Source organism: Mesobaculum littorinae (assembly GCF_004011175.1).
Taxonomy (GTDB): domain Bacteria; phylum Pseudomonadota; class Alphaproteobacteria; order Rhodobacterales; family Rhodobacteraceae; genus Tranquillimonas; species Tranquillimonas littorinae.
The window spans coordinates 688,377-708,210 of the sequence record NZ_RQXX01000002.1 but is presented as its reverse complement, the minus strand read 5'-3'; the positions used below and the strand labels follow the sequence as shown (position 1 = coordinate 708,210).

Here is a 19,834-nt window from a genome sequence, read left to right as displayed (position 1 = left end):
ACGGGCGGCCACCCCCCGGGACCCTCGCGCGCGCAGGGGGGCGGGTCTTCGGCCTGTCCGCGACCCGCGCCGCCAATGGCGTCCCGGCCGCCATAAGGCGCGAAACGCGGCGCAGGCGTGCCCGGAGCCATTGGATGGCTTGGGAAATGTCGCCCTCAGGCCTCCCAGTAATGGGCGAAATAGCCTTCCTTGGCGCCAAGCCCCAGCGTGGTCCTGAACCGCAACTTTGCCTTGCGCAGCAGCTGTTTCTCCCCCGCGACCCAGACATAGCGGTCGGGCCCGCCGGGCAGGTCCGCCGTCGAGAGGACATCCCACAGCCCCTCCCCCCGATCCCGCCTCAGCCATGTCATCGTGACGCCCTCGGGCCGCTGCATGTCGCAGATCTCGGCCGCGGTCCCGACCTCGACAAAGGCGCGGCCGCGCCGGTCGGCCGGCGACGCGGCCAGGATCCAGCGGATCGCGGGCAGCGCCGTCTCGTCACCGGCGATCAGCACGTCGCGCCCCGGCGGAAGGTCGCCGCTGCCGGGCCCGGTGATGCCCACGACCTCGCCCGCTTCGGCCGTTCGGGCCCAGGCGGTCGTGCGCCCGCCCTCGTGTTCGAAGACGTCGAAGGTGAAGCGGCCGCGGTCGGGGTCGAGATCGACAAAGGTATAGGCCGCGCGGTGCAGCCGGTCGGCCCCCTCGGGCAGCACGGTCCGGCCCGCCCCGTCCAGCCGCGGCCAGACTGGTTCCCGGCCCCGCGGCGGGAGAAGCAGCGCGAAATGCATGCCCGGCTCGCGCGCCAGCCTGCCGGTTTCGGCACATTCCAGCTCGACCCGCAGGAAGCGGGGCGCCACACGCCGGACGCTGCGCACCGTCGCGGTGCAGAAATTCGGCGGCAGCCGATTGCGCAGGATGTCGCCCTGCCAGTCCTCGCCCGAGGCCAGCCCCGGCGCGGCTTGGTCCAGCAAGTAAAGCAGGTAGTCGCGCATCATGTGCAGGACCGAGATATCCTCGGCCTCAACGCGGACGGCCAGCGATGCGGGCGCGACGGCCAAGTCGATCCGCGCACGCGGGGCCGCGAGGCGAAGTGCGGTGTCCGAGCGGACGACATGAAGATCGACGTCCTGCGCAAAGCCCGCGATCTGCGGCAGCAGGTCCGGTGGCAGGGGCCCGGCAAAGGTTGCCGAGGCATTGGAGGTCCGGGTCATGGCGCGTCCTTTCGGTGCGAGGGGTCGGCGGTCGTGCGGTGGCGCCCCAGCGGCAGCATCATCGGCCGGCCCGAGGTGGGGTCGGGCAGGATACGGCAGGCGACGCCGAAGACCTGGCGCACGGTGTCTTCGGTCAACACGGTGTCGGGGTGCCCTGCGGCGTGGACCCGCCCCGCGCGGACCGCGATCAGGTGATCGGCGTAGCGCGCGGCAAGGTTGAGGTCATGCAGGACCATGACGATAGTCGTGCCGCGGGACTGGTTCAGGTCGACCAGCAGATCGAGGATCTCGACCTGGTGGGCGATATCGAGGAACGTCGTCGGTTCGTCCAGCAGCAGGACGTCGGTCTCCTGCGCAAGCGCCATGGCGATCCACACCCTCTGCCGCTGACCGCCGGACAGCTGATCGACGTCTCGGTCGGCGAGATCGACGATCCGCGTCGCCTCGAGCGCGGTGGCGACCGCGGCATCGTCGGCGGCGGTCCACCGCGACAGCGGCCCCTGATGCGGATGCCGTCCGTGGCTGACGAGGTCCGCCACCGTGATCCCGTCCGGCGCGATCGGCGACTGCGGCAGCATACCCAGCTCGCGCGCCAGCGCGCGGGTCGGAATGCCCTGCACCGGCCGACCGTCCAGCACGACCCGGCCCGCGGAGGGCCGCAACAGCCGGGACATGCAGCGCAGCAGGGTGGACTTGCCACAGGCATTCGCGCCGACGATGGCGGTGATCGCCCCGGTCGGCACCTTGAGCGTCAGGTCGCGCAGGATCGGGGTCTGGCCATACCCGGCCGAAAGCCCTTCGGCGGCGAGCCTTGTCATGCGGGCCTCCCCGTTCGATGCGACAGGATGATGAGATAGATGAGATAAGGCGCCCCAAGCGCACCGGTCACGACACCCACGGGATACCGCGCAGGCAGAAGATGCTGCCCGACATAATCGCCCAGCAGCACCAGAAGCGCGCCGACCAGCGCCGCGGCGATCAGCGGCGAGCGGCCCGCACCGGCGATGCGCCGGGCGATGGGGCCCGAGAGGAAGGCCACGAACGAAACCGGGCCCGCGACGGCCGTGGCCACCGCGATCAGCCCCACCGCGGCCATCACGGTGACCAGCTTTTCCCGCGCGATCGGCACGCCCAGCGCCGCCGCGGCGTCATCGCCCAGGCGCAGCGCCTCGAGGTTGGCGCGCCGCAGCAGCAGAACCCCGCCCAGGAGCATCAGCGCCAAGGCGAGCGGCCAGACCTGTCCCAGCGTCGCGCCGTTCACGCTGCCCGTCAGCCAGCGCAGGGCGTCCTGCAGGCTCCACGCTGGGGCGCGCGACAGGACATAGGCGATCATGCTGTCGAGCATGGCCGAAATGCCGATGCCGATCAGGATCAGCCGCGCCCCGGCAAGTCCGTCCCGCCACGCCAGCCCGAAGATCAGCAGCGCCACCAGCAGCCCGGCTGCCACGGCCAGCAGCGACACCGCCGCCCCGCTCCATCCCAGAACGACGATGGCGAGAACCGCCGCCGCGCTGGCGCCGGCGCTGATGCCGATGATGTCGGGGCTGGCCAGCGCATTGCGCAGCAGCGTCTGGAAGACCGCGCCGCCCAGACCAAAGCTCATGCCCGCGAGGATCGACAGGGTGGCACGCGGCAGGCGCAGGTCCAGCACGGCAAAGCCCGCGCCCGGCACCTCCTGCCCCGCCAGCACCCGCAGCACGTCGAGCGGCGGCGTCAGGCTGGGCCCCGTCACCAGGGTCAGCGCGACGCCCGCGACCACCAGCGCCAGCATCGCCGCGATCCGGCGCCCGCGATGCCTGTGCCGCGCCGCGCGCAGCCCGGCGATCCGCGCGGCGGTGGATGGGGGGACGGCGCCGGTCACAGGTCCCGCACCCGGCGCCTGCGCACGATCCAGATGAAGACCGGCGCCCCGAGGAAGGCCGTGACGATGCCCACGTCCATCTCGGACGGGCGGGCGACGATCCGGCCCGCGACGTCCGACAGGATCAGCAGGATCGCCCCGGTCAGGGCCGAAAACGGCAGAAGCCACCTGTGGTCCACCCCGACCAGAAGCCGGCAGAGATGCGGCACGACCAAGCCGACGAAGCCAATCGGCCCGCAGATCGCCGTGGTCGCGCCGCACAGCAGCACCGCGCCCAGCGCCGCCAACGCCCGTGTCCGGGCAATGCCGGCGCCCAGCCCGGCCGCGGCGTCGTCGCCCATGGCCAGCAGGTTGAGGCCGCGCGCCGACATCAGGCAGAGGACCAGCCCGGCCGCCAGGACCGGCAGGCAAGGCAACATCGCATCGAATGCCGCGCCGCCGACGCCCCCCACCTGCCAGGACCGGACGCCGCCCGCGATGTCGTTGCGCGGCAGCAGGATGGCGACCGTGAAGGACGAGGTGGCGATCGTGGTCGCCGCTCCGGCAAGCGCCATCTTCAGCGGGGTCGCGCCCCCGGGTCCCAGCGAGCCGATGACGTAGACGAAGCATGCCGCCGCCCCGGCGCCCAGGATCGCCGTCCAGATAAAGGCCGACAGTGTCGCCATGCCGAACCACGCGATGCCGATCACCACGGCCATCGCCGCGCCCGCGTTCACGCCCAGGATGCCGGGATCGGCCAGCGGGTTTCGCGTGATCCCCTGCATCACCGCGCCCGCCAGTCCCAGCGCCGCCCCCGCGAGGCAGGCCAGCAGCGTGCGCGGCACCCGCACGGCCACGACCGCCTGGGCCATCGTGTCCGTGCGACCCAGAAGGCCCGCGCCGATATCGGCCCAGCCGACGCTGCGCGTGCCCAGGCTGACAGACAGCACGCAGGCCAGCGCCAGCATCGCCCCGACGCCGGCCAGCGTGGCGACCCGGCCGCGGCGTCGCCGGCGCAGGGCCACCACCGCGGCCCGGGGCGCACCCGCCGCCATCATTCCGATTTGCGGGCCGCGTCGGCGAGGTCCGCGACATAGTCCTCAAGCACCCAGGGGATCGACAGGGGCGTCGGGTTCGCGGCCGTCCCCACGGGATCATTGCCCAGAAGGACGACGGCACCATCCTCGACCGTGCCCATGCGCGACATCAGGAGGTTCTGGCGCAGCCGGTCGAACAGCGCCTGCCCGCCATAGGTCACGACGATGTCCACATCCTCGAAGACATCCAGCCGCTCGGCGCTGATCTCGCCGGAGTAGCTGCCGGGGGCTGTCGCCTCCTCGACCGCGCGGGGCGAGCGCAGGCCCAGATCCGCGAGAAACCGCACCCGCGTGTCGTTGGCCGAGTAGAAGCGGACCACGCTCAGGTCGCGCACGTCGAGATGGGTCAGGAACATCGCCCGCTTGCCCTGAAGCTCGGGCACCTGCGCGACGGTTTCGGCGATCTGCGCCTCGATATCGGCAATCAGCGCCTCGCCCTCCTCGGCGCGGCCGAGGCCCGTGGCATTCAGGCGGATCATCTCGCGCCACCCGGTGGACCACGGCCCGTCGCGATAGGGGATTACCGGGGCGATCTTGCTCAGGGTGTCGTACTCCGCGCGGTCCAGCCCGGAATAGGCGGCGAGGATGATGTCGGGTCGGATCGCGGCGACTGCCTCGAAGTCGATCCCGTCGCCTTCGTCGAACAGTGGCGGCGCCTCGGCCCCAAGCTCATCCAGCCGCTCCGCTACCCAGGGCAGCAGGCCGTCGCCGTCATCGTCGCCGAAATTTGCGCGCGCAAAGCCCACCGGAACGATGCCCAGGGCCAGCGGAACCTCGTGATTGGCCCAGGCCACGGTCGCCACTCGGTCGGGCTGCGCCGAAACGGTCGTCGTGCCGAAGGCATGCTGCACGGTCACGGGAAACTCCTGCGCACCGGCCGAAGGCGCGCCAAGCATCCAGGCACTCCAGGCCAAGACGCCCATTTTTCCACATCGAAACAATGACATGAGGAAGCTCCACGTTGATACCCCACCGGCTGCGGCAGGCTTCGCTTATGCCCGCCGCCGAAGACCCGTCAAGCTGCTGCAGCGGCTTCGTGCCCAATATCTGTCGGTTTTTGTCAGATTTCCAGAGAGTCTTACAAAAACAGTCAATTTATCCAATACACACCGGGCGAATTCTGACTTAGTCGGCGCCTCAGGTCGGCCGCAGGAACGCCCGCCCCCCCAGTGAGGCCCACGCCATGGCAAGGCCGCAGCAACCACGCACCGCGGGGCCGCGCAGAGGCATCTCGGTCACGTCACACGAATGGAGCATCGACATGCAGCAGCCCCCGACACCGATCCCCGCGTCCGACCACGCCCGCCGCCGCGGACGGGCCGGCGCCCTGGCCCTGGGCTGCACCGCCCTGGTGGCTTTTCCGCTGGCCGCCATCGCGCAGGATGCGGGCCAAGACACGGGCCAGGCCGCGGCGCAGGAGGACGGCAGCTCGGACTTCTACCGGCTGGGCACGATCTTCATCGACGCCAGCGTCGAACCCGACGACGACGCCGCCTCGACCATCGCAACCGAGCTCTGGACCGGCGGCAAGGTGGCGACGAGCGTGCTGGACACGCCCGCCACGGTATCGGTCGTAACGCAGAAGGAGATCGAGCTGCGCAACGCAGACAAGGTCGAGGACGTTCTGGAATACACCCCCGGCGTCACCACCGACTATTACGGCACCGACGACCGCAACGACTACTACCTCGTGCGGGGGTTCCAGGCCTCGACCTACCGCGACGGGCTGACGCTGGGCTCGATGCGCGGCGTGCGCGAAGAGCCCTACGCCTTCGAACGGGTCGAGGTCGTCAAGGGCGGAAACTCGACCCTCTTCGGCACATCGGACCCCGGCGGCACGCTGAACTTCGTGACGAAGACGCCGCGGTTCGAACGCTCGGGCGAGGTCTACGGATCTTTCGGCACGCATGATCATGCCGAGATCGGGTTCGATTTCGGGGACCTTCTGAACGAAGAGGGCACGCTGGCCTATCGCGTGGTCGGCAAGGTGCAGGACGCGGAACTGGAATACGACACCTCGCAGGATGACGCGCGGTTCTTCCTGGGCTCTGTCGCCTGGGCGCCGACCAGCGCGACCGAGCTGAGCTTTACGATCGACTACCTGCGGCGCGACGCGACCCCCAACAGCGGGGGCTACCCGCTGGACCGGCTTTACGACCGCGACCGGTTCTTCGGCGAGCCCGAGTTCAACTACCAAAACGTCGAACGTCCCACGGTGTCGGCCAGCCTCAGGCACGACTTCGACAACGGCCTGCGGCTGAACGCCAACCTGCGTTACAGCGATCTGAGCGACGATTTCGGCTACGTCTACCTGTCCGACACCGCGGATCGGATCGGAACGCTGGTCAACCGCGACTATTACGGCGGCGAGAGCACCGCCGAAGAGCTGATCGGCAACGCCATCCTGCAATACGACACGCGGCTCGGAACCGTCGACAGCAGCACGCTGGCGGGGATCGAGTTCCGCGACGCGTCGACCACCAGGTCGTCCTTCTACGCCCGGTACACGCCGATCGACGTCGCCAACCCGGTCTACACGGGCGCGCCCACGGGCATCACCCCCGATACCCGGGACGAAAGCGATTTCACCACCAAATCGCTGTTCGTGCAGCAGAACCTGTCCTTCTCGGACCGGCTGATCGCGACCGGCGGCATCCGCCACGACTGGCTGGATATCGAGACGACCGATCTTGTCGCGGGGACCCGGGAGGCGGCCGACTTCTCGGAAACCTCGTATCGCGCGGCGCTGACCTACAAGGTGACCGACGAGGTGTCGGCCTATGCCAGCTACGTCGAATCCGTGGCGCCGCCCTCGATCGGGACCGACCCGGAGCGGGGCGAACAATACGAGGTCGGGGTCAAATACCAGCCCGCCGGCACCAACGCGCTGGTCACCGCGTCGGTCTATGACCTGACCAAGCAGAACGTCGTGGTGCCGGTGGTGCTGGATAACGGCGTGATCGAGCGGCAGACCATCGGTGAATCGCGGGTCCGCGGGCTGGAGGTCGAGGCGCGGGCCGAGCTTGCCGCGGGGCTGACGCTGTTCGGTGGCTACAGCTACCAGGCGCCCGAATTCGTCCGTGGCAACGTCCGCGGCGTATCCGTGGACGGCAACGAATTCGCCTCGGTCCCGAACCACCTCGCCTCGCTCTGGCTGACCTACGAGCTGCCGGAGACGGGTCCGCTGGGCAATACGTCGATCGGGCTGGGGGCGCGCTACGTGGGCGCCTACCACTTCAACGCCTACAACAATAACGGCGAAAGCGACGAGCAATACTATCTCGACGCATCCTTCACCACCGAGCTTGCGCCGAACACCGATCTGCAGGTCAACGTCAACAACCTCTTCGACGAACAATACGTCGTCGGGCGCGGCACGTCGGACTACTACAACACCGGCAGAACGATCACCGCGGCCCTGCGCCGAAGCTGGTGATCGCACCCCGTCCCTGCCGCGGCCGAAACCGGGACCGGAACCGGGACCGGCGGCGGCAGGGACGCAGGCGCCCGGGCGCGCGTGTCACGGGCTTTGCCTGTCGCGCCGCCAACTGGCCGGCGTGGCGCCCACGCGCCGGCTGAACACCTTTGTCAGGTGGGCCTGATCCGAGAACCCCAGACGGTCGGCGATGTTGGCCACGGTCAGGTCCGTGTCGGCCAGAAGCTGCTGCGCCTGCTCGATCCGCCGGGTCAGTTGCCACTGGTACGGGGAAAGGCCGGTGGTGTTTCGGAAGACCAGCGAAAACCAGCTTTCCGACAGGTTCACCGCCCCCGCCATCTGCGCCGTGCTCAGGCGCCGCCCGTGGGCCGCGTCGAACCGCAGCCGGACCTTGCGCATCTGGGCGGAGGTCAGGCGCGCATCCTCGGGCGCCTGCTCGGCATCCTCCAGGTCCAGAAGGCCCGACAACAGGCAACTGACAAGGTTCTCGGCAAAAAGCGGGTGGCGTGACGGCCCGCGGACCTCCCCCAGCAAAAGGCCCGCCAGCGGTTCGAGCTCCGCTGCATCGTGCCGCTCGAACGGGCGGCCGAGGATGTTTAGCGCGGCGGGCCTGCGCAACGCCCCCGACAGCAGCCGCAGGGCCCAGGCGTGATCGATGTGAATGTCGAGATGCGCAAAGCTCAGCTCCCTGGAGAAGCAGGTGCGCAGCTCCATCCCCGCCGGCACGAAGATCGCGCGGGCCAGCCGCCGGGTGCCAAGATCGGTGATCGCGGAGATCGAGCTCATGTCATCGAAGAAGATGCTGATCCGTGGGTTGGCCGAGACATATTGCCCGGTGGCCCCGCGATCGCCCGCAGCCTGCCAGTGCGCGACCAGCGTGTTGGCGAACTGCCGCCACTGGACGGGCGCCAGGGGGTGGATCTTCTCGGTCAGCCCGGTGAAGTCGTGACTATACCCCATGGCGGGCCGTCTCCGCGTCAAATTCCCGGGACCATGCCTGCGGGACGCGACGCGTCCCCTTCGTCTGGCATCCCTCCCGGTTCCGCGCCGATGTATGCCCCCGTCCCCGCCCCGAAACAAGGTGGCCGAAGCCGGACGCCCGGGCCGATGTCAGGTGTCGGACACAAGCTGCCCTCCTGTCAGCTCGCCGACCGGAATCGCATTTCCAAAAGTGAAGCTGCCGTTCCTGCGCACTTCGGCGCGGATCCGCAGAGCGCCTATTTGAAAAATTGCTGCACCGTGACCTAATTTCGTTAACTTGGGAAAAGTCGTTTGCAATCAACTCTCGGCGTTCAGGATAGCCCCGCGCAAAACACTTGCAGAGTCATTCCAACGCCAAGCCAATTGGGGCGTATCCGTTCAAAACGGGCCGCTATCTGGAGGGTCGCCGCGCTATGTCATTCAACCGAAAACTGAGCCTTGGCACCGATGTCGCCCATTTCTTTATTTTCGACCCCGAAACGCTTGGCTACGCGGCGACTTGGCCCATCGATTGGTACGACACTCCTGCGGTTTGGCAACATGTCAGCGGCGCGGAGCATATGGTCGCCTGGTGTACGGGGGGTGATGGCGGCTATGCCATTCGCCTGACCACCGAGGGACTGACCGAGGACGAGAAACAGCTGGCCGGGGCGTCGTGGACCTTTCCCCTCAATTCAACCGGGCGGGTCCTGATCGATGGGGGCGACTTGCTCCCCAATGAGGATCGCTCCTTCGACACGCCACAGGACGACCAATGGATCGAGCTTGCCCCCGGGCCTTGGCACGTCACGGTCACAGCGATCGAATGGACGGCCGCCGACCTGCCCGAGGAACAGGCCGCGAAGCTCTTTGCCAATTACGTCGTATCCCTCACCCCCGCCGATGAGGCCGCGACACCACGGATCGCGCGGCGCCCCCCCGACCTGATATGCCTGCGGTCCGAGCCGGCCAATGACGCCTTGCCCGAACCGGGCGCGGCGCCCGCCGACACCGAAGATAGCCTGGACCTGTCACAGCCCATGCCTGCCGGGCAGGCATCGAATGTCGTGCCCGCGCCCGGTCACTTCACCTCGGAAGGAGAAAGCGACATTCTGACGTCGATTTCGCCCGGCACGGATAGCTTCGACGCGTTCGAATTGCCCTACTTCATGGCTCCGAGCGTCGAGGTCGGGGCCATCGGGCAGGTCTGCTGGCTGACCGGACGCGGTGGCCCACCGGGAAAGCCGCCGCGGTTTTCGCTCACCGCGCAGATGCCCGCGCGGATCACGGAGATTATAGGCCGCCTGCATGAAGGACGTGTCGTTCCAGAGAAGAAGACATGGATTTTCGGAGCCAAACCGCCGCCGCTTGGCGACTATGCCGCCCCGCTCCTTCAGGTGCGCGTCCAGGCGGTGGATCCTGACATAACCGCGCCCGACGACATCCCCGTGGAGGTCTTCCGCGCAGCCCTATTGTCCAGCCTATCGGATGGTGCATTGGCGGGCGCACTTGGGGGGCAGGCGCGGTTTCATCACATCGTGCTTTCAGCGTCCGACGATTATCAGCAACTGGCTAATTTCGCTCTGCACCACCTGCCAATCTCCGCGACGCGGCGCGCCGCCCTGTCGGCGATGGATTTCGCGCCACGTATTCAGGCACTGATGGATCAGGTGACCAGCGCGTGATCTCCTTTTGCCTCCGCATCAAGTTTGGGCCCAGATGACCGAAGCCGAAATTGCGCCGGGTGCGATAAAACAAGCTTTTACGAGATCCACCAAACCGGACACTCCAACCCGCCCCTCGAAAGCGTGGTTTCCCCGCAAAGCTCACACGCGCGCACGGGGACGTCGGAGGTTCGGCTCGGGTCCAAGATGCGTGCCGGTGGGGCCAGGATCGCTTGGCATTGCCTCGTGCCCAAGCCACCGAAATCCATCGGAACTACACGCATTCGCATGGCCGTCTACAGCAAAGCCGCACGGCCGGGCCGGCCTCACGCTCTCCCGCCCGAAGGGTGAGCCGGTCGAACCACCCGGCAGACGCACCCGGAATCGGAAGCTTCGGCACGGAAGGCTTGACCAGCGAGGATTCTGTTGGAGAATTTGGTGCCCCCACACGGACTCGAACCGCGGACCCTCTGATTACAAATCAGATGCTCTACCAGCTGAGCTATAGGGGCGCCCGGCCCCTGTGCTAAGCGGTTCCGGCGCGTCGCGCAAGGGTTCAGGCCACGACCACCAGTGTCACGATCGACGCCAGCAGCAGGACGATCCCCGCGGCTTCGCGCCGTGTGATGGTTTCGCGAAAGAAGATCAGCGACGCGGCGACCGAAAACACCAGCTCGACCTGGCCCACCGCGTTGACATGGGCCGCGTTCTCAAGCGTGAAGGCGGTAAACCAGCAGAAACTGCCCAGCATCGAGGTCAGCCCCACCAGGCCCGACACCCTCCAGGCCCGCAGCACGCGGCCGATCTCACCGACCTCGCGCGCCCGCATGTAGGCAGCCATGGCCAGCGTCTGCACCGTGGTCACGCACAGAAGCGTCAGCCCCGCCCGCAGCAGCGGATCCTCGGCGGGCAGCGACAGCGATGCCCCGCGATAGCCGACGGCCGAGATCGCGAAGAACACGCCCGACAACAGCCCCAGGCCCGAGGCCCTGTTCGCCAGCCGCCGCCAGCGCGGACCCGTCCCGCCCGGCGGATCCGACAGCAGCAGCACCCCCAGGAACCCCACCGCGATGGCGGCCGCGGCGGCGGGACCCACCCCCTCGCCCAGCACCAGTGCCGAGACCAGCACGGTCTGCATCACCTCGGTCTTCTTGAAGGCCATGCCGGTGGCGAAGTTGCGCGTGGCAAACAGCGCGACGACGCACATGGTGGCGAGGATCTGCGCCGCCCCGCCGGCCAGCGCGAAGGCCCAGAACCGCAGCCCCGGCAGCGGCAGCGTCTGCCCGCTTGCCGCCGCGTAGGCCGGCAGCAGGCAGGCGACCAGGGGCGCCGAGAAGACGAATCGCGAAAACGTCGCCCCCGCGGTGCTGAGCCCGGCACCGCGCAGGTGCTTCTGCACCATGAATCGCAGGGTCTGGGTAAAGGCGGCGGCGAAGGTGAAGGCGATCCATGCGGGCATGGCGCCCTTATGCGCCCCACTCCTCCCGCGCGCCAGAGCTTGCGATACCGGCAGTCGGCTGAACGACACCCGAATGATCGGGCCAGCGCCGGCGTCGCCCAAGCGCGCCCACCGCGCCCGAACCGCGCGGCCCGGGCGCCCGCGCTGCGGTCCCGCGGGGTTTAGGGCGCCACCGGCCTCAGCTGCGACAGGTCATAGCCATTGAAGGCCAGCACCTCGCGCGCCGCCCTGGCCCGGTCGGGCGGCAGGCTGCCACGATCGAGGATCCAGCCGAGCCGGCCCGAGGGCGTGCCCACGACCGCGGTGCGGAAATCGTCGTCGACCCACAGGACCCACAGCGGCTCGGCCCCCGGGGCCTGCAACCGGCCGTAGGACGACTGGCTGTAGAGCTTCGGCGCGGCGCCGCGGCAGGTCTCGACCTCCATCCCGCCGGGCACGTCGACAAAGCGCACCTCGCGGCAGGGCGGATCGGCATAGGCCGCCCCGAACGTCGCCTGCCGCTGCCATGTCCCGGCAAAGCGGGCGGCATCGAAGCGGCTGGAGGACGAAATGATGACCGAGGTATCGCGGTAGCTTCTGTCGGCTTCGGGCGCGGGCGCCGGGTCGCGGCCGCAGGCGGCCAACGCGCAAAGCAGCAGGGCGAAGACGGACCCGCGCATCAGTCGAGGCAGATCGTGGCGGGATAGCCGCCGGAGGTCAGCACCTCGTTGCAACCGAACAGCGGCGTGACCGGCGCGCAGGTACGTGACCGGGCGAGGCAGTGCGACGAACAGTCGTCGGCCGAGCTGCAGCTGGCATTGGCATCCTGCGGCGTCCGGTAGCAGACATGTCCCGCCTTGCCGCCCCGCCCCCACCGGCCGCCATCGGCCTGGCACTGGGCCTTCTGCACGGCGACATAGCTTTCGCCCACGGGGGGAAGCGCCGCCTCGGGTCCCGCATCCTCTCCGGTCTGGCAGGCGGTGAGCATGGCCAGCGGGAAAAGCAGCGACAGAGTGAGAATGACGCGCCTCACCGCCTTGCCCCCGGGCAAGCGGAGGGCGCGGGCGGCCGTTTGGCCCGTGGGCGGATGGCCCGGCAAGATGCGGTCGCGCGGCATGCGAAGGTCCCGGTTCGGTGTCCGGGCGAAGGAACGTCATCCGCCGCCACGACGCAAGCGGGAATGCGGCGGCCGGGCCCCATTCGGCAGACCATGCGCGGCCGCTTGCCGGGCCCGGGGTCGGTCGCTGCCTGCGGGGGCCGGGCCCTGCGTCATGTTGGGGGATCGGCGTCCCACGGAGCGCCGCGCCATTCGAGCCTGCTCCCAAGTGTCCGGGTGGGGCTGCCACGGCGCCTGCCGATGGATGGCGCTTGAGAACGAAGTGAGAACATGCTAGAGGAAGAGGCAAGATGAACATGCAGATCGCCTCTCACCTTCCCGACCGTCGCAGCCCGCACCAGATGCTGGAGGTGCTGCCCGGGATGGCCCTGACGCTGGGCCGCGCGCATGAATTCTGCGGGCCCGCCCGGCGCAGCCTGGCGCTGCTGGCGGCGGCGCGCGCGGTTGCCGATGCGGCGGCCGGTGGGGCGGCCAATGCGGCGGCGGCGCAGATCATCTGGATCGCCCCGGCGTGGAGCCCGGGCCGGCTGAACCCCGACGGCATGGCCGACATCCTGGACCCCGGGCGGGTGATCTTTGTCTCGCCCCGGCGCGCGGAGGACGGGTTGTGGTGCATGGAAGAGGCGCTGCGCAGCGGGGCCGCCGCGGTGGTGGTGGCGGATCTGCCGGCGCCTCCGGCGCTGACCCCCGTGCGCCGGCTGCATCTGGCCGCGGAAACCGGGTCGCGGTCCGGGCCGGCCCCCATCGCCCTGATCCTGACGCCGGGCGGCGCGGCGCCGGGGGTGGAAAGCCGATGGTCCCTCGCCCCACGCCACACCGCCCGTTCCGCCGCCCCAGAGCCCTTGCAGGCGGGCAGCGACAGGGACTCGCAGAAAACCGGAAAGGTGCCTGGCCCCGTTTCTGGTTCCGCTTCTGGCCCCGCGGCAGGGACCAGGACGGGCGCCGCTATTGAAACCGAGGCGAAGGCCATGGGGGACGCCGATGGCCGGCGCGATACAGAGACCGCTCCCCCGCCTGCACCGGCGCTGCGGGAGGATCAGGCGTGGCAGCTCGACCGGCTGCGCGCGCGCACCGCCCCCCTCGCCAGGTGGCATCTGCGGCGTGACCGGGGACGCTTTACCACCACCCCGGTGCCCGCGACCGACCCCGCAATGCCATGACTGCGTGTCCTGCCAACGGGCCTCGACCGTCGCCCGAAGCCGGCGCCGGGGGGCCGAACTGGCAGCCACCTGCGGTCCGAAGCGACGTCCACCTTGCTTCCATCCGACGGCTGGACCGACACTTCCGCACGAAGCTGCGCCCCCTTACCGGGTTTTGACGTCAAGCCGCGCCAGGTTCTGCGCAGATCTGACACCACCCCGCACCGCGCGGCCATGGGTGCCCGAGGCATGTCCCGACCCCGCCCCCGGGCGATCCGCCCCGGGGTGGTCCGAGCCACCCGCCGCGCGCAGGGATCGGGCGCGCCGCGATAGCACGGCGACGCTTTGGGGGAACCGAAGAACCTTGGGCAAACCCGGGCGCCTTACCCAGGATGGACGCTTGTCATCGCCCCCGGGCGGTCGCGCCCGAACAGCCTTACCGCGTGCCCGGCCTCAGCGGCCCAGGCGCCGGGTGATCTTGGCGGCCTGGCGCGCGCGTTTCGCAGTGTCGCGGGCCTGTTTCTGGCGGCGGCGTTCCTCGGGCGTCAGGTCGTCGCGCGGCTTGCCGCCCTTGGGCCCCAGCGCGCGGTTGATCCCGGCATCCACGCCGCGCCCGACCAGCCGGCGCATGACCTGCCGGATCACCATGTTGAAAATCTGGTTCATACCTGCCTCGCACTCCTCAACCGCACCCAGATAGCCCCGAATCGTGCCGATTTCGAGGCCCCGTCAGATCCCAGCATACCATTCGTAGAACCCGCGATCCTCCCAGAAACCGCCCTTGCCCAGCCCTGTTTCGGCGAGGGTCGCGACAGCCTCGATTCGCATCACGAACTTGGCGTGCTTGTAGCCCAGCTGCCGTTCGACCCGCAGCCGCAGCGGTGCCCCGTGCCCCATCGGCAGAGCGGCCTCGTTCATCGCGTAGGCGAGGATCGTCTGCGGATGGGCCGCGTCGGCCAGGTCGATGCTTTCGTAGTACGGCCGCCCCGAATAGTCGTCGGCGCAGTGAAAGACGATGTATCGCGCCTCGGCCCGGATCCCGGTTTGTTGCAACAGGTGCCACAGCGGCACGCCCGTCCACTGGCCGATGGCGCTCCACCCCTCGACGCAGTCGTGGCGCGTGATCTGCGTCCGCGCCGGCATGTCCCGCAAGTCGGACAGCGAGAAGGTTCCAGGCCGCGCCACGCGTCCGTCGACCGCGAGCCGCCAATCGGCAAAGCCGGTTTCGGCATGGGCGAGGTAGTCGGGATCGCGCGGCCGGGTGCTGCCGTTGGTACGAAAGACCGGGGACATGTCCGAGGGCGCGTATTCCCGCGCCAGTGCCTGCCCCGCGACCAGCCTTTGGGCGCGGTAGGACAGCCATTCACCCGTCTCCAGGACCATGTCGCGGAAGCTGGGCGCGCGTCCCAGCCTGTCGCAGCCCAGAAGCAGCGCAGGCGCCCCCAGCCCCAGCGTAGCCAGCGCGCGACGGCGGGTCAGACGGCGGCTCATCCTCGGCGCTCCCGCTCAGGCGGCAGCCGGAACCGCCCGGTCACCATCGAGCGCAGCTCGTTCACCGGCCCCGCCAGCAGGACCATCGCGACATGCACCACGAAGAAGAGCACCAGCGCGGCGGCAAAGACGAAATGCAGCGACCGCGCCGATTGCCGCCCGCCGAAGATGTCCAGAAGCCAGGGCCAGGCGGCCGCCATTGCTGGGCTCATCGCAAAGCCGGTCAGCACCATGCCCGGCAGGAGCAGGATCATCACCGCAAGATAGCTGAGTTTCTGAAGAATGTTGTAGCGGGCGGCCTTAGTCCCGCGCGGCAGTCGCAGGCGGGCATGGTCGGCGGCATCGCGCAGGATGTGCCGCGGCCGCATCTCGCGCCGCTTCGGCCACAAGTCGCGCCGCAGATGGCCGTTTGCAAGGCTCCAAACTGCGTAAAGGACCAGCGGCACGGCAAAGACCCAGGCGAAGGTCAGGTGCCAGCGGCGGGCCAGTGCAAGGTTATAGGTCGAAGGAATGGTGGCCCAGCCGGGAAAGGCGCGGGCCGTGGGCTGCCCGTCGTGGCCGGTCCAGACGCCCAGCAGGCCGGTGGTGGGAATCTCGGCGCCGGCGACCCTCAGGTAACCCTCGGCCCCGTCATTGCCGATCTCGAGCCACGCCGGATCGGGATTGGCCCCGTACTGGCCCCAGTAAAGCCGCGGGTGCGCGTTGAAGATCATCAAACCGCTTCCCAGCATAACGACGAGAACAGCGGCGTTGACCCAATGCCACAGACGTGTCGAAAGCCGGTGCCGCCGGATGAGGTCGCCGCCTTGCAGTGGCCGGTCGTCCGAACCCATGCGCCCTCCCCCTCATGCACCGATCCGTCGCCCGGCAACGGGACGTGCCGCGGGGCAGCTATCGCCGCCCCGCGCAATCATCGGCCCTACTTGTCCTCGGCCATTTCCATGGCGTCCATCGCCGACATGTCGCTGTCGTCGCCGCAGGCTGCGGTCAGGGCTGCGACCTTCTCTTCGCTCGCCGCCATGGCCGGATCCTCGGAACTGTTCGACGCCATGTCGCTGGTGTCCGTGTCCGACATGTCCGAACCGGTGTCCGATGCCATATCGGTGGAGTCGGTATCCGACATCTCCGAACCGGTGTCCGACGCCATATCGGTGGCGTCCGTATCCGACATCTCGGAGCCGGTCTCAGACGCCATGTCGGTGGCATCCGTATCCGACATCTCGGACCCGGTGTCCGACGACATATCGGTGGAGGCGGTATCCGACATCTCCGAACCGGTGTCAGACGCCATGTCGTCACCCTCGCTGTCGGCGCTCATGTCGCCAGAAGCCATGTCGCGCGATGCCATGTCCGAGCTGTCGCTCTCCATGTCGCCTGACGTGGTGGCCGAGGCATCGGCGGTTTCGTCGACGCCGACATCGTCGGTCGTCATCTCGGCCGCGCCTACGTCACTCGACGCCATGTCGCCGGACGTGTCACCCGACATCCCCCCCGACATCGTGGTCGACGCAGAGGCATCGGCGCTGTCATCCAGCGACGCAAGCTCGATCGCTTCGACCGCCAAGAGCTTCTGCGCGTCGTCAAGCGCCACGAAATCGGCGCAGGTCATGTCTTCGGCCACCATCGCGTCGCCGGAGGCCGCGCCGCTCTGGGCAAGGGCCGGGCCGGATGCGAGCGCCATGGCGGCGCAGGTCATGTAAAAACGTTTCATAGGATCCTCCCTGGGGCTGCATGGTGCAGGCACCTCGGACCGGGAAACGCGGGCCCGGGGCAGAAAGATCCGCGACGGATGCCGTAGCGGCAGGCGGCGGTCTACACGGTTTCGCGAGTTAGCCGTCGTCGAACAGCTCGTCCTGACCGTCATCCTCGCCCGTGTCGGTGCCCGGGGGCGGACGGTTGTCCAGCAGCCCGGCGGCACGCAAGTCGCGCAACCCCGGCAGGTCGCGCGCGCTTTCCAGCCCGAAGTGATCGAGGAAGGCGGGCGTGACGATGTAGGTCACGGGCCGCCCCGGCGTCATCTTGCGACGGCCGAAGCGGATCCATTCAAGCTCCAGCAGCTGATCGACCGTGCCGCGTGACACCGAAACGCCGCGAATCTCCTCGATCTCGGCGCGGGTGACGGGCTGGTGGTAGGCGATGATCGCCAGCGTCTCGATCGCGGCACGGGACAGCTTGCGCGTCTCGACCGTCTCTTTCTGCATCAGGTAGCCCAGGTCGGGCGCGGTGCGGATCGCCCAGGCCTCGCCCACCCGGACGATGGCGACGCCCCGCCCCTCGTAACGGGTGCGCAGGCGAGCGACGGCCGTGGCGGCATCGCAGCCATGCGGCATACGGCCATTCATCTCGGCCAGGCTCAGTGGCTCGGCAGACGCGAAAAGCAGCGCCTCGACCATGCGCTCCTGCTCGAACTCGGGCGGCGCCTCGAACAGGGTTTCGCGCGGGCCGGGATCTTCTGCATCGGGCGTAGGCGGGAGAACGAGGTCGGCCGGCACCTCGCCTTCGTCGCCGTCGCCGGGCAGCGTGCCGTCCCCGTCCCAATCGCCGTCGGGCGCTGCGGCGGGTGCGGCTGTCGGCTCGGCCTCGCGATCGGTTTCGGGGCCGGTTTCGGAGCCAACTTCGACGTCGGCTTCGGTTTCGGGACGGTCATCCGTCATTTGCACGTCTCCGGCGGATCTGGATCGGGGCGAAGGTTTCGCCCTGTCGTATTTCGACCTGTCCGGCCTTGGTCAGTTCGAGGAACGCGGCGAAATTCGCCGCGGTGGCCGAGCGGCGGCGCACCGGATCGGCCTCCCACCCGTCGGGCAGGTAGGTCGTCAGGTCCATCCAGTCGCCGGCATAGCCGATCATCGGGCGCAGGCGGTCCAGCGCCTCTTCCATGGTGAATACCCTGTCGCGGTCCATCACGAAGGGGCGGAATTCGTCGCGCGTGCGCAGCCGCGCATAGGCCTGCATCAGGTCCAGAAGCGTCGCCGTGTAGCGGACCTTGCGCACCCGCTCCAGCGTCTCGGGGATGCCGCGGCCGAAGAAATCGCGGCCCAGCCGGTCGCGGGCCATCAGCTTGGCCGCCGCTTCGCGCATCGCGGCCAGACGCTCCAGCTGGTAGGCCAGATGCGCGGCCAGTTCCTCGCCCGAGGGGCCGTCATCGCGCGGGTCGGGCGGCAGCAGCAGGCGGGACTTGAGAAAGGCGAGCCACGCCGCCATCACCAGGTAATCCGCCGCAAGCTCGATCCTGAGCGCGCGGGCGCGCTCCACGAAGGCGAGGTACTGCCGCGCCAGGTCCAGCACGGAAATCTGCCGCAGGTCGACCTTCTGGCTGCGCCCGAGCGTCAGCAGCACGTCGAGAGGCCCCTCGAACCCCTCGACATCGACGATCAGCGCCTCGGCCGCCAGCCGGTCGGCGACGGAGAGCGGCGCGGCGTCCCTCTCCTGCGTGCCCGTGTCGACCGTGGTGTCGTCAGTCATAGACATGGCCATCCAGCAACCGGGCGAGCTCGTCCTCGGCGGCGGCGATGTCCAGCGCCTCGGGCGGCTGCCGCAGCGCCAGGGCCCGGTCGGCCCGGGCGGCGGCGTCGGGGGACAGGGTGCCCGCCGCCTGCACCGCCTGCGCCATCTCGGCCGCATCGCCGTTGCAGTGCAGCACCAGGTCGCAGCCCGCCGCGATCGAGCGCGCGGCCCGCTGCGCGATACTGCCCTCCAGCGCCTGCATCGAGATGTCGTCGGTCATCAGAAGGCCCCCGAACCCGATCTCTTCGCGGATCAGGCGCACGACCTCGGGCGATTCCGTGGCCGGGCGGTCGTCGAGCGCGGGGTAGACGATATGCGCGGTCATTCCCAGCGGCAGGTCGGCGAGGGCGCGGAAGGGAGCGAAGTCGATATCCTCGAGCTCTTCACGCTCGGCCGCGACCACGGGCAGCGACAGGTGGCTGTCCACCTGCCCGCGGCCATGGCCGGGGATGTGCTTGACCACCGGCAGCACCCCGCCCGCGGTCAGGCCCCGGGCCGCGGCGCGGGCGTTCCGCGTCACCTCGTCCGGGGTGTCGCCGACGCAGCGGTTGCGCAGGAAGGGATGGGTCTCGGGCAGCGCGACATCGGCCAGCGGGGCGCAGTTCACATCGATCCCGAGGTCCGAAAGCTCCTGCGCGATCAGGCGATAGCGCAGCCACATCGAGCGGGCCGCGCCTTCGGGCCCCGCGCGGCGCACCTGCTCCAGCGGCGGGTGCCAGACCCGCCAGTCGGGCCCGCGCAGGCGCTGCACGCGCCCGCCCTCCTGGTCGATCAGGACCGGCGCGTCCCAGCCCACCGCCTCGCGCAGGTCGGCTATCAGCCCGCGCACCGCGCGCGGGTCGTGGATGTTGCGGGCAAAGAGGATGAAGCCCCAAGGGTCGGCCTCGCGGAAGAAGGCCTTTTCGCGGGGCGTGAGCCACGGGCCCTCGGGCCCAAGAATGACCGCGCCCCGCCCCAA

At 69.2% G+C, this 19,834-nt stretch carries 19 protein-coding genes and 1 tRNA gene; 3 read left to right on the top strand and 17 right to left on the bottom strand.

Going from position 1 to position 19,834, the window contains the following annotated elements; translation table 11 throughout:
- Positions 1–155 precede the first annotated feature (155 nt).
- The 5 genes from EKE94_RS08020 to EKE94_RS08000 are packed head-to-tail and all read right to left on the bottom strand — an operon-like array spanning position 156 to position 5,050.
- The gene (locus EKE94_RS08020) at positions 156–1,190 is read right to left on the bottom strand and encodes a siderophore-interacting protein (RefSeq protein WP_127906064.1); all 1,035 of its coding nucleotides are present in this window, start codon (positions 1,188–1,190) and stop codon (positions 156–158) included.
- Positions 1,187–2,008 carry an ABC transporter ATP-binding protein gene (locus tag EKE94_RS08015; protein ID WP_127906063.1) on the bottom strand — a complete coding sequence of 274 codons (822 nt, stop codon included), beginning with the start codon at positions 2,006–2,008 and terminating at the stop codon, positions 1,187–1,189. Before EKE94_RS08015 ends, EKE94_RS08020 begins: the two co-directional genes overlap by 4 nt.
- Positions 2,005–3,051: a FecCD family ABC transporter permease gene (locus EKE94_RS08010; RefSeq protein WP_235855934.1), complete on the bottom strand. Its 1,047-nt coding sequence runs from the start codon at positions 3,049–3,051 to the stop codon at positions 2,005–2,007. The genes EKE94_RS08015 and EKE94_RS08010 overlap by 4 nt, the downstream gene beginning before the upstream one ends.
- Complete coding sequence (locus tag EKE94_RS08005) at positions 3,048–4,088, bottom strand: FecCD family ABC transporter permease (RefSeq protein WP_407940879.1); 1,041 nt, start codon at positions 4,086–4,088, stop codon at positions 3,048–3,050. Before EKE94_RS08005 ends, EKE94_RS08010 begins: the two co-directional genes overlap by 4 nt.
- Positions 4,085–5,050: an iron-siderophore ABC transporter substrate-binding protein gene (locus tag EKE94_RS08000; RefSeq protein ID WP_206615031.1), complete on the bottom strand. Its 966-nt coding sequence runs from the start codon at positions 5,048–5,050 to the stop codon at positions 4,085–4,087. Before EKE94_RS08000 ends, EKE94_RS08005 begins: the two co-directional genes overlap by 4 nt.
- 338 nt (positions 5,051–5,388) lie before the next feature.
- Between EKE94_RS08000 and EKE94_RS07995 the strand changes: the two genes are divergently transcribed.
- Complete coding sequence (locus EKE94_RS07995) at positions 5,389–7,563, top strand: TonB-dependent siderophore receptor (protein WP_127906061.1); 2,175 nt, start codon at positions 5,389–5,391, stop codon at positions 7,561–7,563.
- Positions 7,564–7,647: 84 nt separating this feature from the next.
- Here EKE94_RS07995 and EKE94_RS07990 read toward each other — a convergent pair whose 3' ends face one another.
- Positions 7,648–8,523 (bottom strand): helix-turn-helix domain-containing protein, encoded by an 876-nt coding sequence (locus tag EKE94_RS07990; RefSeq protein ID WP_127906060.1) that lies wholly within the window; start codon positions 8,521–8,523, stop codon positions 7,648–7,650.
- Positions 8,524–8,957: 434 nt separating this feature from the next.
- Between EKE94_RS07990 and EKE94_RS07985 the strand changes: the two genes are divergently transcribed.
- Positions 8,958–10,208 carry a hypothetical protein gene (locus EKE94_RS07985; RefSeq protein WP_127906059.1) on the top strand — a complete coding sequence of 417 codons (1,251 nt, stop codon included), beginning with the start codon at positions 8,958–8,960 and terminating at the stop codon, positions 10,206–10,208.
- 415 nt (positions 10,209–10,623) lie between these two features.
- Here EKE94_RS07985 and EKE94_RS07980 read toward each other — a convergent pair.
- From EKE94_RS07980 to EKE94_RS07965, 4 genes are all read right to left on the bottom strand, one after another.
- Positions 10,624–10,699: transfer RNA gene (locus EKE94_RS07980), tRNA-Thr, on the bottom strand.
- A gap of 44 nt (positions 10,700–10,743) precedes the next feature.
- Positions 10,744–11,646, bottom strand: coding sequence for a DMT family transporter (locus tag EKE94_RS07975; protein ID WP_127906058.1), 903 nt, complete (start codon positions 11,644–11,646; stop codon positions 10,744–10,746).
- Between the two features lie 161 nt (positions 11,647–11,807).
- Positions 11,808–12,305 carry a lipocalin family protein gene (locus EKE94_RS07970; RefSeq protein ID WP_127906057.1) on the bottom strand — a complete coding sequence of 166 codons (498 nt, stop codon included), beginning with the start codon at positions 12,303–12,305 and terminating at the stop codon, positions 11,808–11,810.
- Entirely contained in the window at positions 12,305–12,658 is a 354-nt protein-coding gene (locus EKE94_RS07965; protein ID WP_127906056.1) for a hypothetical protein, read from the bottom strand. The genes EKE94_RS07970 and EKE94_RS07965 overlap by 1 nt, the downstream gene beginning before the upstream one ends.
- Positions 12,659–13,032: 374 nt before the next feature.
- On the opposite strand from EKE94_RS07965, the gene EKE94_RS07960 reads away from it, so the two are divergent.
- Positions 13,033–13,902, top strand: a complete 870-nt coding sequence (locus tag EKE94_RS07960) for a hypothetical protein (RefSeq protein ID WP_127906055.1) — start codon at positions 13,033–13,035, stop codon at positions 13,900–13,902.
- 432 nt (positions 13,903–14,334) lie between these two features.
- On the opposite strand, the gene EKE94_RS07955 is transcribed toward EKE94_RS07960, so the two are convergent.
- The 7 genes from EKE94_RS07955 to EKE94_RS07925 all read right to left on the bottom strand — a co-directional run bounded on the left by EKE94_RS07955 (position 14,335) and on the right by EKE94_RS07925 (position 19,834).
- On the bottom strand, positions 14,335–14,547 hold the full coding sequence (locus EKE94_RS07955) for a hypothetical protein (protein WP_127906054.1): 213 nt from the start codon (positions 14,545–14,547) through the stop codon (positions 14,335–14,337).
- A gap of 63 nt (positions 14,548–14,610) precedes the next feature.
- Complete coding sequence (locus tag EKE94_RS07950; RefSeq protein ID WP_127906053.1) at positions 14,611–15,372, bottom strand: molybdopterin-dependent oxidoreductase; 762 nt, start codon at positions 15,370–15,372, stop codon at positions 14,611–14,613.
- Positions 15,369–16,205, bottom strand: a complete 837-nt coding sequence (locus EKE94_RS07945; RefSeq protein ID WP_127906052.1) for a cytochrome b/b6 domain-containing protein — start codon at positions 16,203–16,205, stop codon at positions 15,369–15,371. Before EKE94_RS07945 ends, EKE94_RS07950 begins: the two co-directional genes overlap by 4 nt.
- An 86-nt stretch (positions 16,206–16,291) precedes the next feature.
- Positions 16,292–17,083, bottom strand: coding sequence for a midas domain-containing protein (locus EKE94_RS07940; protein ID WP_127906051.1), 792 nt, complete (start codon positions 17,081–17,083; stop codon positions 16,292–16,294).
- Between the two features lie 118 nt (positions 17,084–17,201).
- Positions 17,202–17,765 carry an SMC-Scp complex subunit ScpB gene (scpB, locus tag EKE94_RS07935; RefSeq protein ID WP_127906325.1) on the bottom strand — a complete coding sequence of 188 codons (564 nt, stop codon included), beginning with the start codon at positions 17,763–17,765 and terminating at the stop codon, positions 17,202–17,204.
- A gap of 250 nt (positions 17,766–18,015) precedes the next feature.
- Positions 18,016–18,834, bottom strand: coding sequence for a segregation and condensation protein A (locus EKE94_RS07930; protein WP_235855933.1), 819 nt, complete (start codon positions 18,832–18,834; stop codon positions 18,016–18,018).
- Complete coding sequence (locus tag EKE94_RS07925; protein WP_127906049.1) at positions 18,827–19,834, bottom strand: glycoside hydrolase family 3 N-terminal domain-containing protein; 1,008 nt, start codon at positions 19,832–19,834, stop codon at positions 18,827–18,829. The genes EKE94_RS07930 and EKE94_RS07925 overlap by 8 nt, the downstream gene beginning before the upstream one ends.

What these genes read in the sequence shown, in the direction of transcription:
- EKE94_RS07985 (WP_127906059.1), top strand. Translation starts at nt 8,958, where the DNA reads ATGTCATTCAACCGAAAACTGAGCCTTGGCACCGATGTCGCCCATTTC.
- EKE94_RS07975 (WP_127906058.1), bottom strand. Translation starts at nt 11,646, where the DNA reads ATGCCCGCATGGATCGCCTTCACCTTCGCCGCCGCCTTTACCCAGACC.
- EKE94_RS07930 (WP_235855933.1), bottom strand. Translation starts at nt 18,834, where the DNA reads ATGACTGACGACACCACGGTCGACACGGGCACGCAGGAGAGGGACGCC.
- EKE94_RS08020 (WP_127906064.1), bottom strand. Translation starts at nt 1,190, where the DNA reads ATGACCCGGACCTCCAATGCCTCGGCAACCTTTGCCGGGCCCCTGCCA.
- EKE94_RS08015 (WP_127906063.1), bottom strand. Translation starts at nt 2,008, where the DNA reads ATGACAAGGCTCGCCGCCGAAGGGCTTTCGGCCGGGTATGGCCAGACC.
- EKE94_RS07990 (WP_127906060.1), bottom strand. Translation starts at nt 8,523, where the DNA reads ATGGGGTATAGTCACGACTTCACCGGGCTGACCGAGAAGATCCACCCC.
- EKE94_RS07960 (WP_127906055.1), top strand. Translation starts at nt 13,033, where the DNA reads ATGAACATGCAGATCGCCTCTCACCTTCCCGACCGTCGCAGCCCGCAC.
- scpB (WP_127906325.1), bottom strand. Translation starts at nt 17,765, where the DNA reads ATGGTCGAGGCGCTGCTTTTCGCGTCTGCCGAGCCACTGAGCCTGGCC.
- EKE94_RS07950 (WP_127906053.1), bottom strand. Translation starts at nt 15,372, where the DNA reads ATGAGCCGCCGTCTGACCCGCCGTCGCGCGCTGGCTACGCTGGGGCTG.
- EKE94_RS07970 (WP_127906057.1), bottom strand. Translation starts at nt 12,305, where the DNA reads ATGCGCGGGTCCGTCTTCGCCCTGCTGCTTTGCGCGTTGGCCGCCTGC.
- EKE94_RS08000 (WP_206615031.1), bottom strand. Translation starts at nt 5,050, where the DNA reads ATGGGCGTCTTGGCCTGGAGTGCCTGGATGCTTGGCGCGCCTTCGGCC.
- EKE94_RS07940 (WP_127906051.1), bottom strand. Translation starts at nt 17,083, where the DNA reads ATGAAACGTTTTTACATGACCTGCGCCGCCATGGCGCTCGCATCCGGC.
- EKE94_RS07955 (WP_127906054.1), bottom strand. Translation starts at nt 14,547, where the DNA reads ATGAACCAGATTTTCAACATGGTGATCCGGCAGGTCATGCGCCGGCTG.
- EKE94_RS08005 (WP_407940879.1), bottom strand. Translation starts at nt 4,088, where the DNA reads ATGATGGCGGCGGGTGCGCCCCGGGCCGCGGTGGTGGCCCTGCGCCGG.
- EKE94_RS07995 (WP_127906061.1), top strand. Translation starts at nt 5,389, where the DNA reads ATGCAGCAGCCCCCGACACCGATCCCCGCGTCCGACCACGCCCGCCGC.
- EKE94_RS07945 (WP_127906052.1), bottom strand. Translation starts at nt 16,205, where the DNA reads ATGGGTTCGGACGACCGGCCACTGCAAGGCGGCGACCTCATCCGGCGG.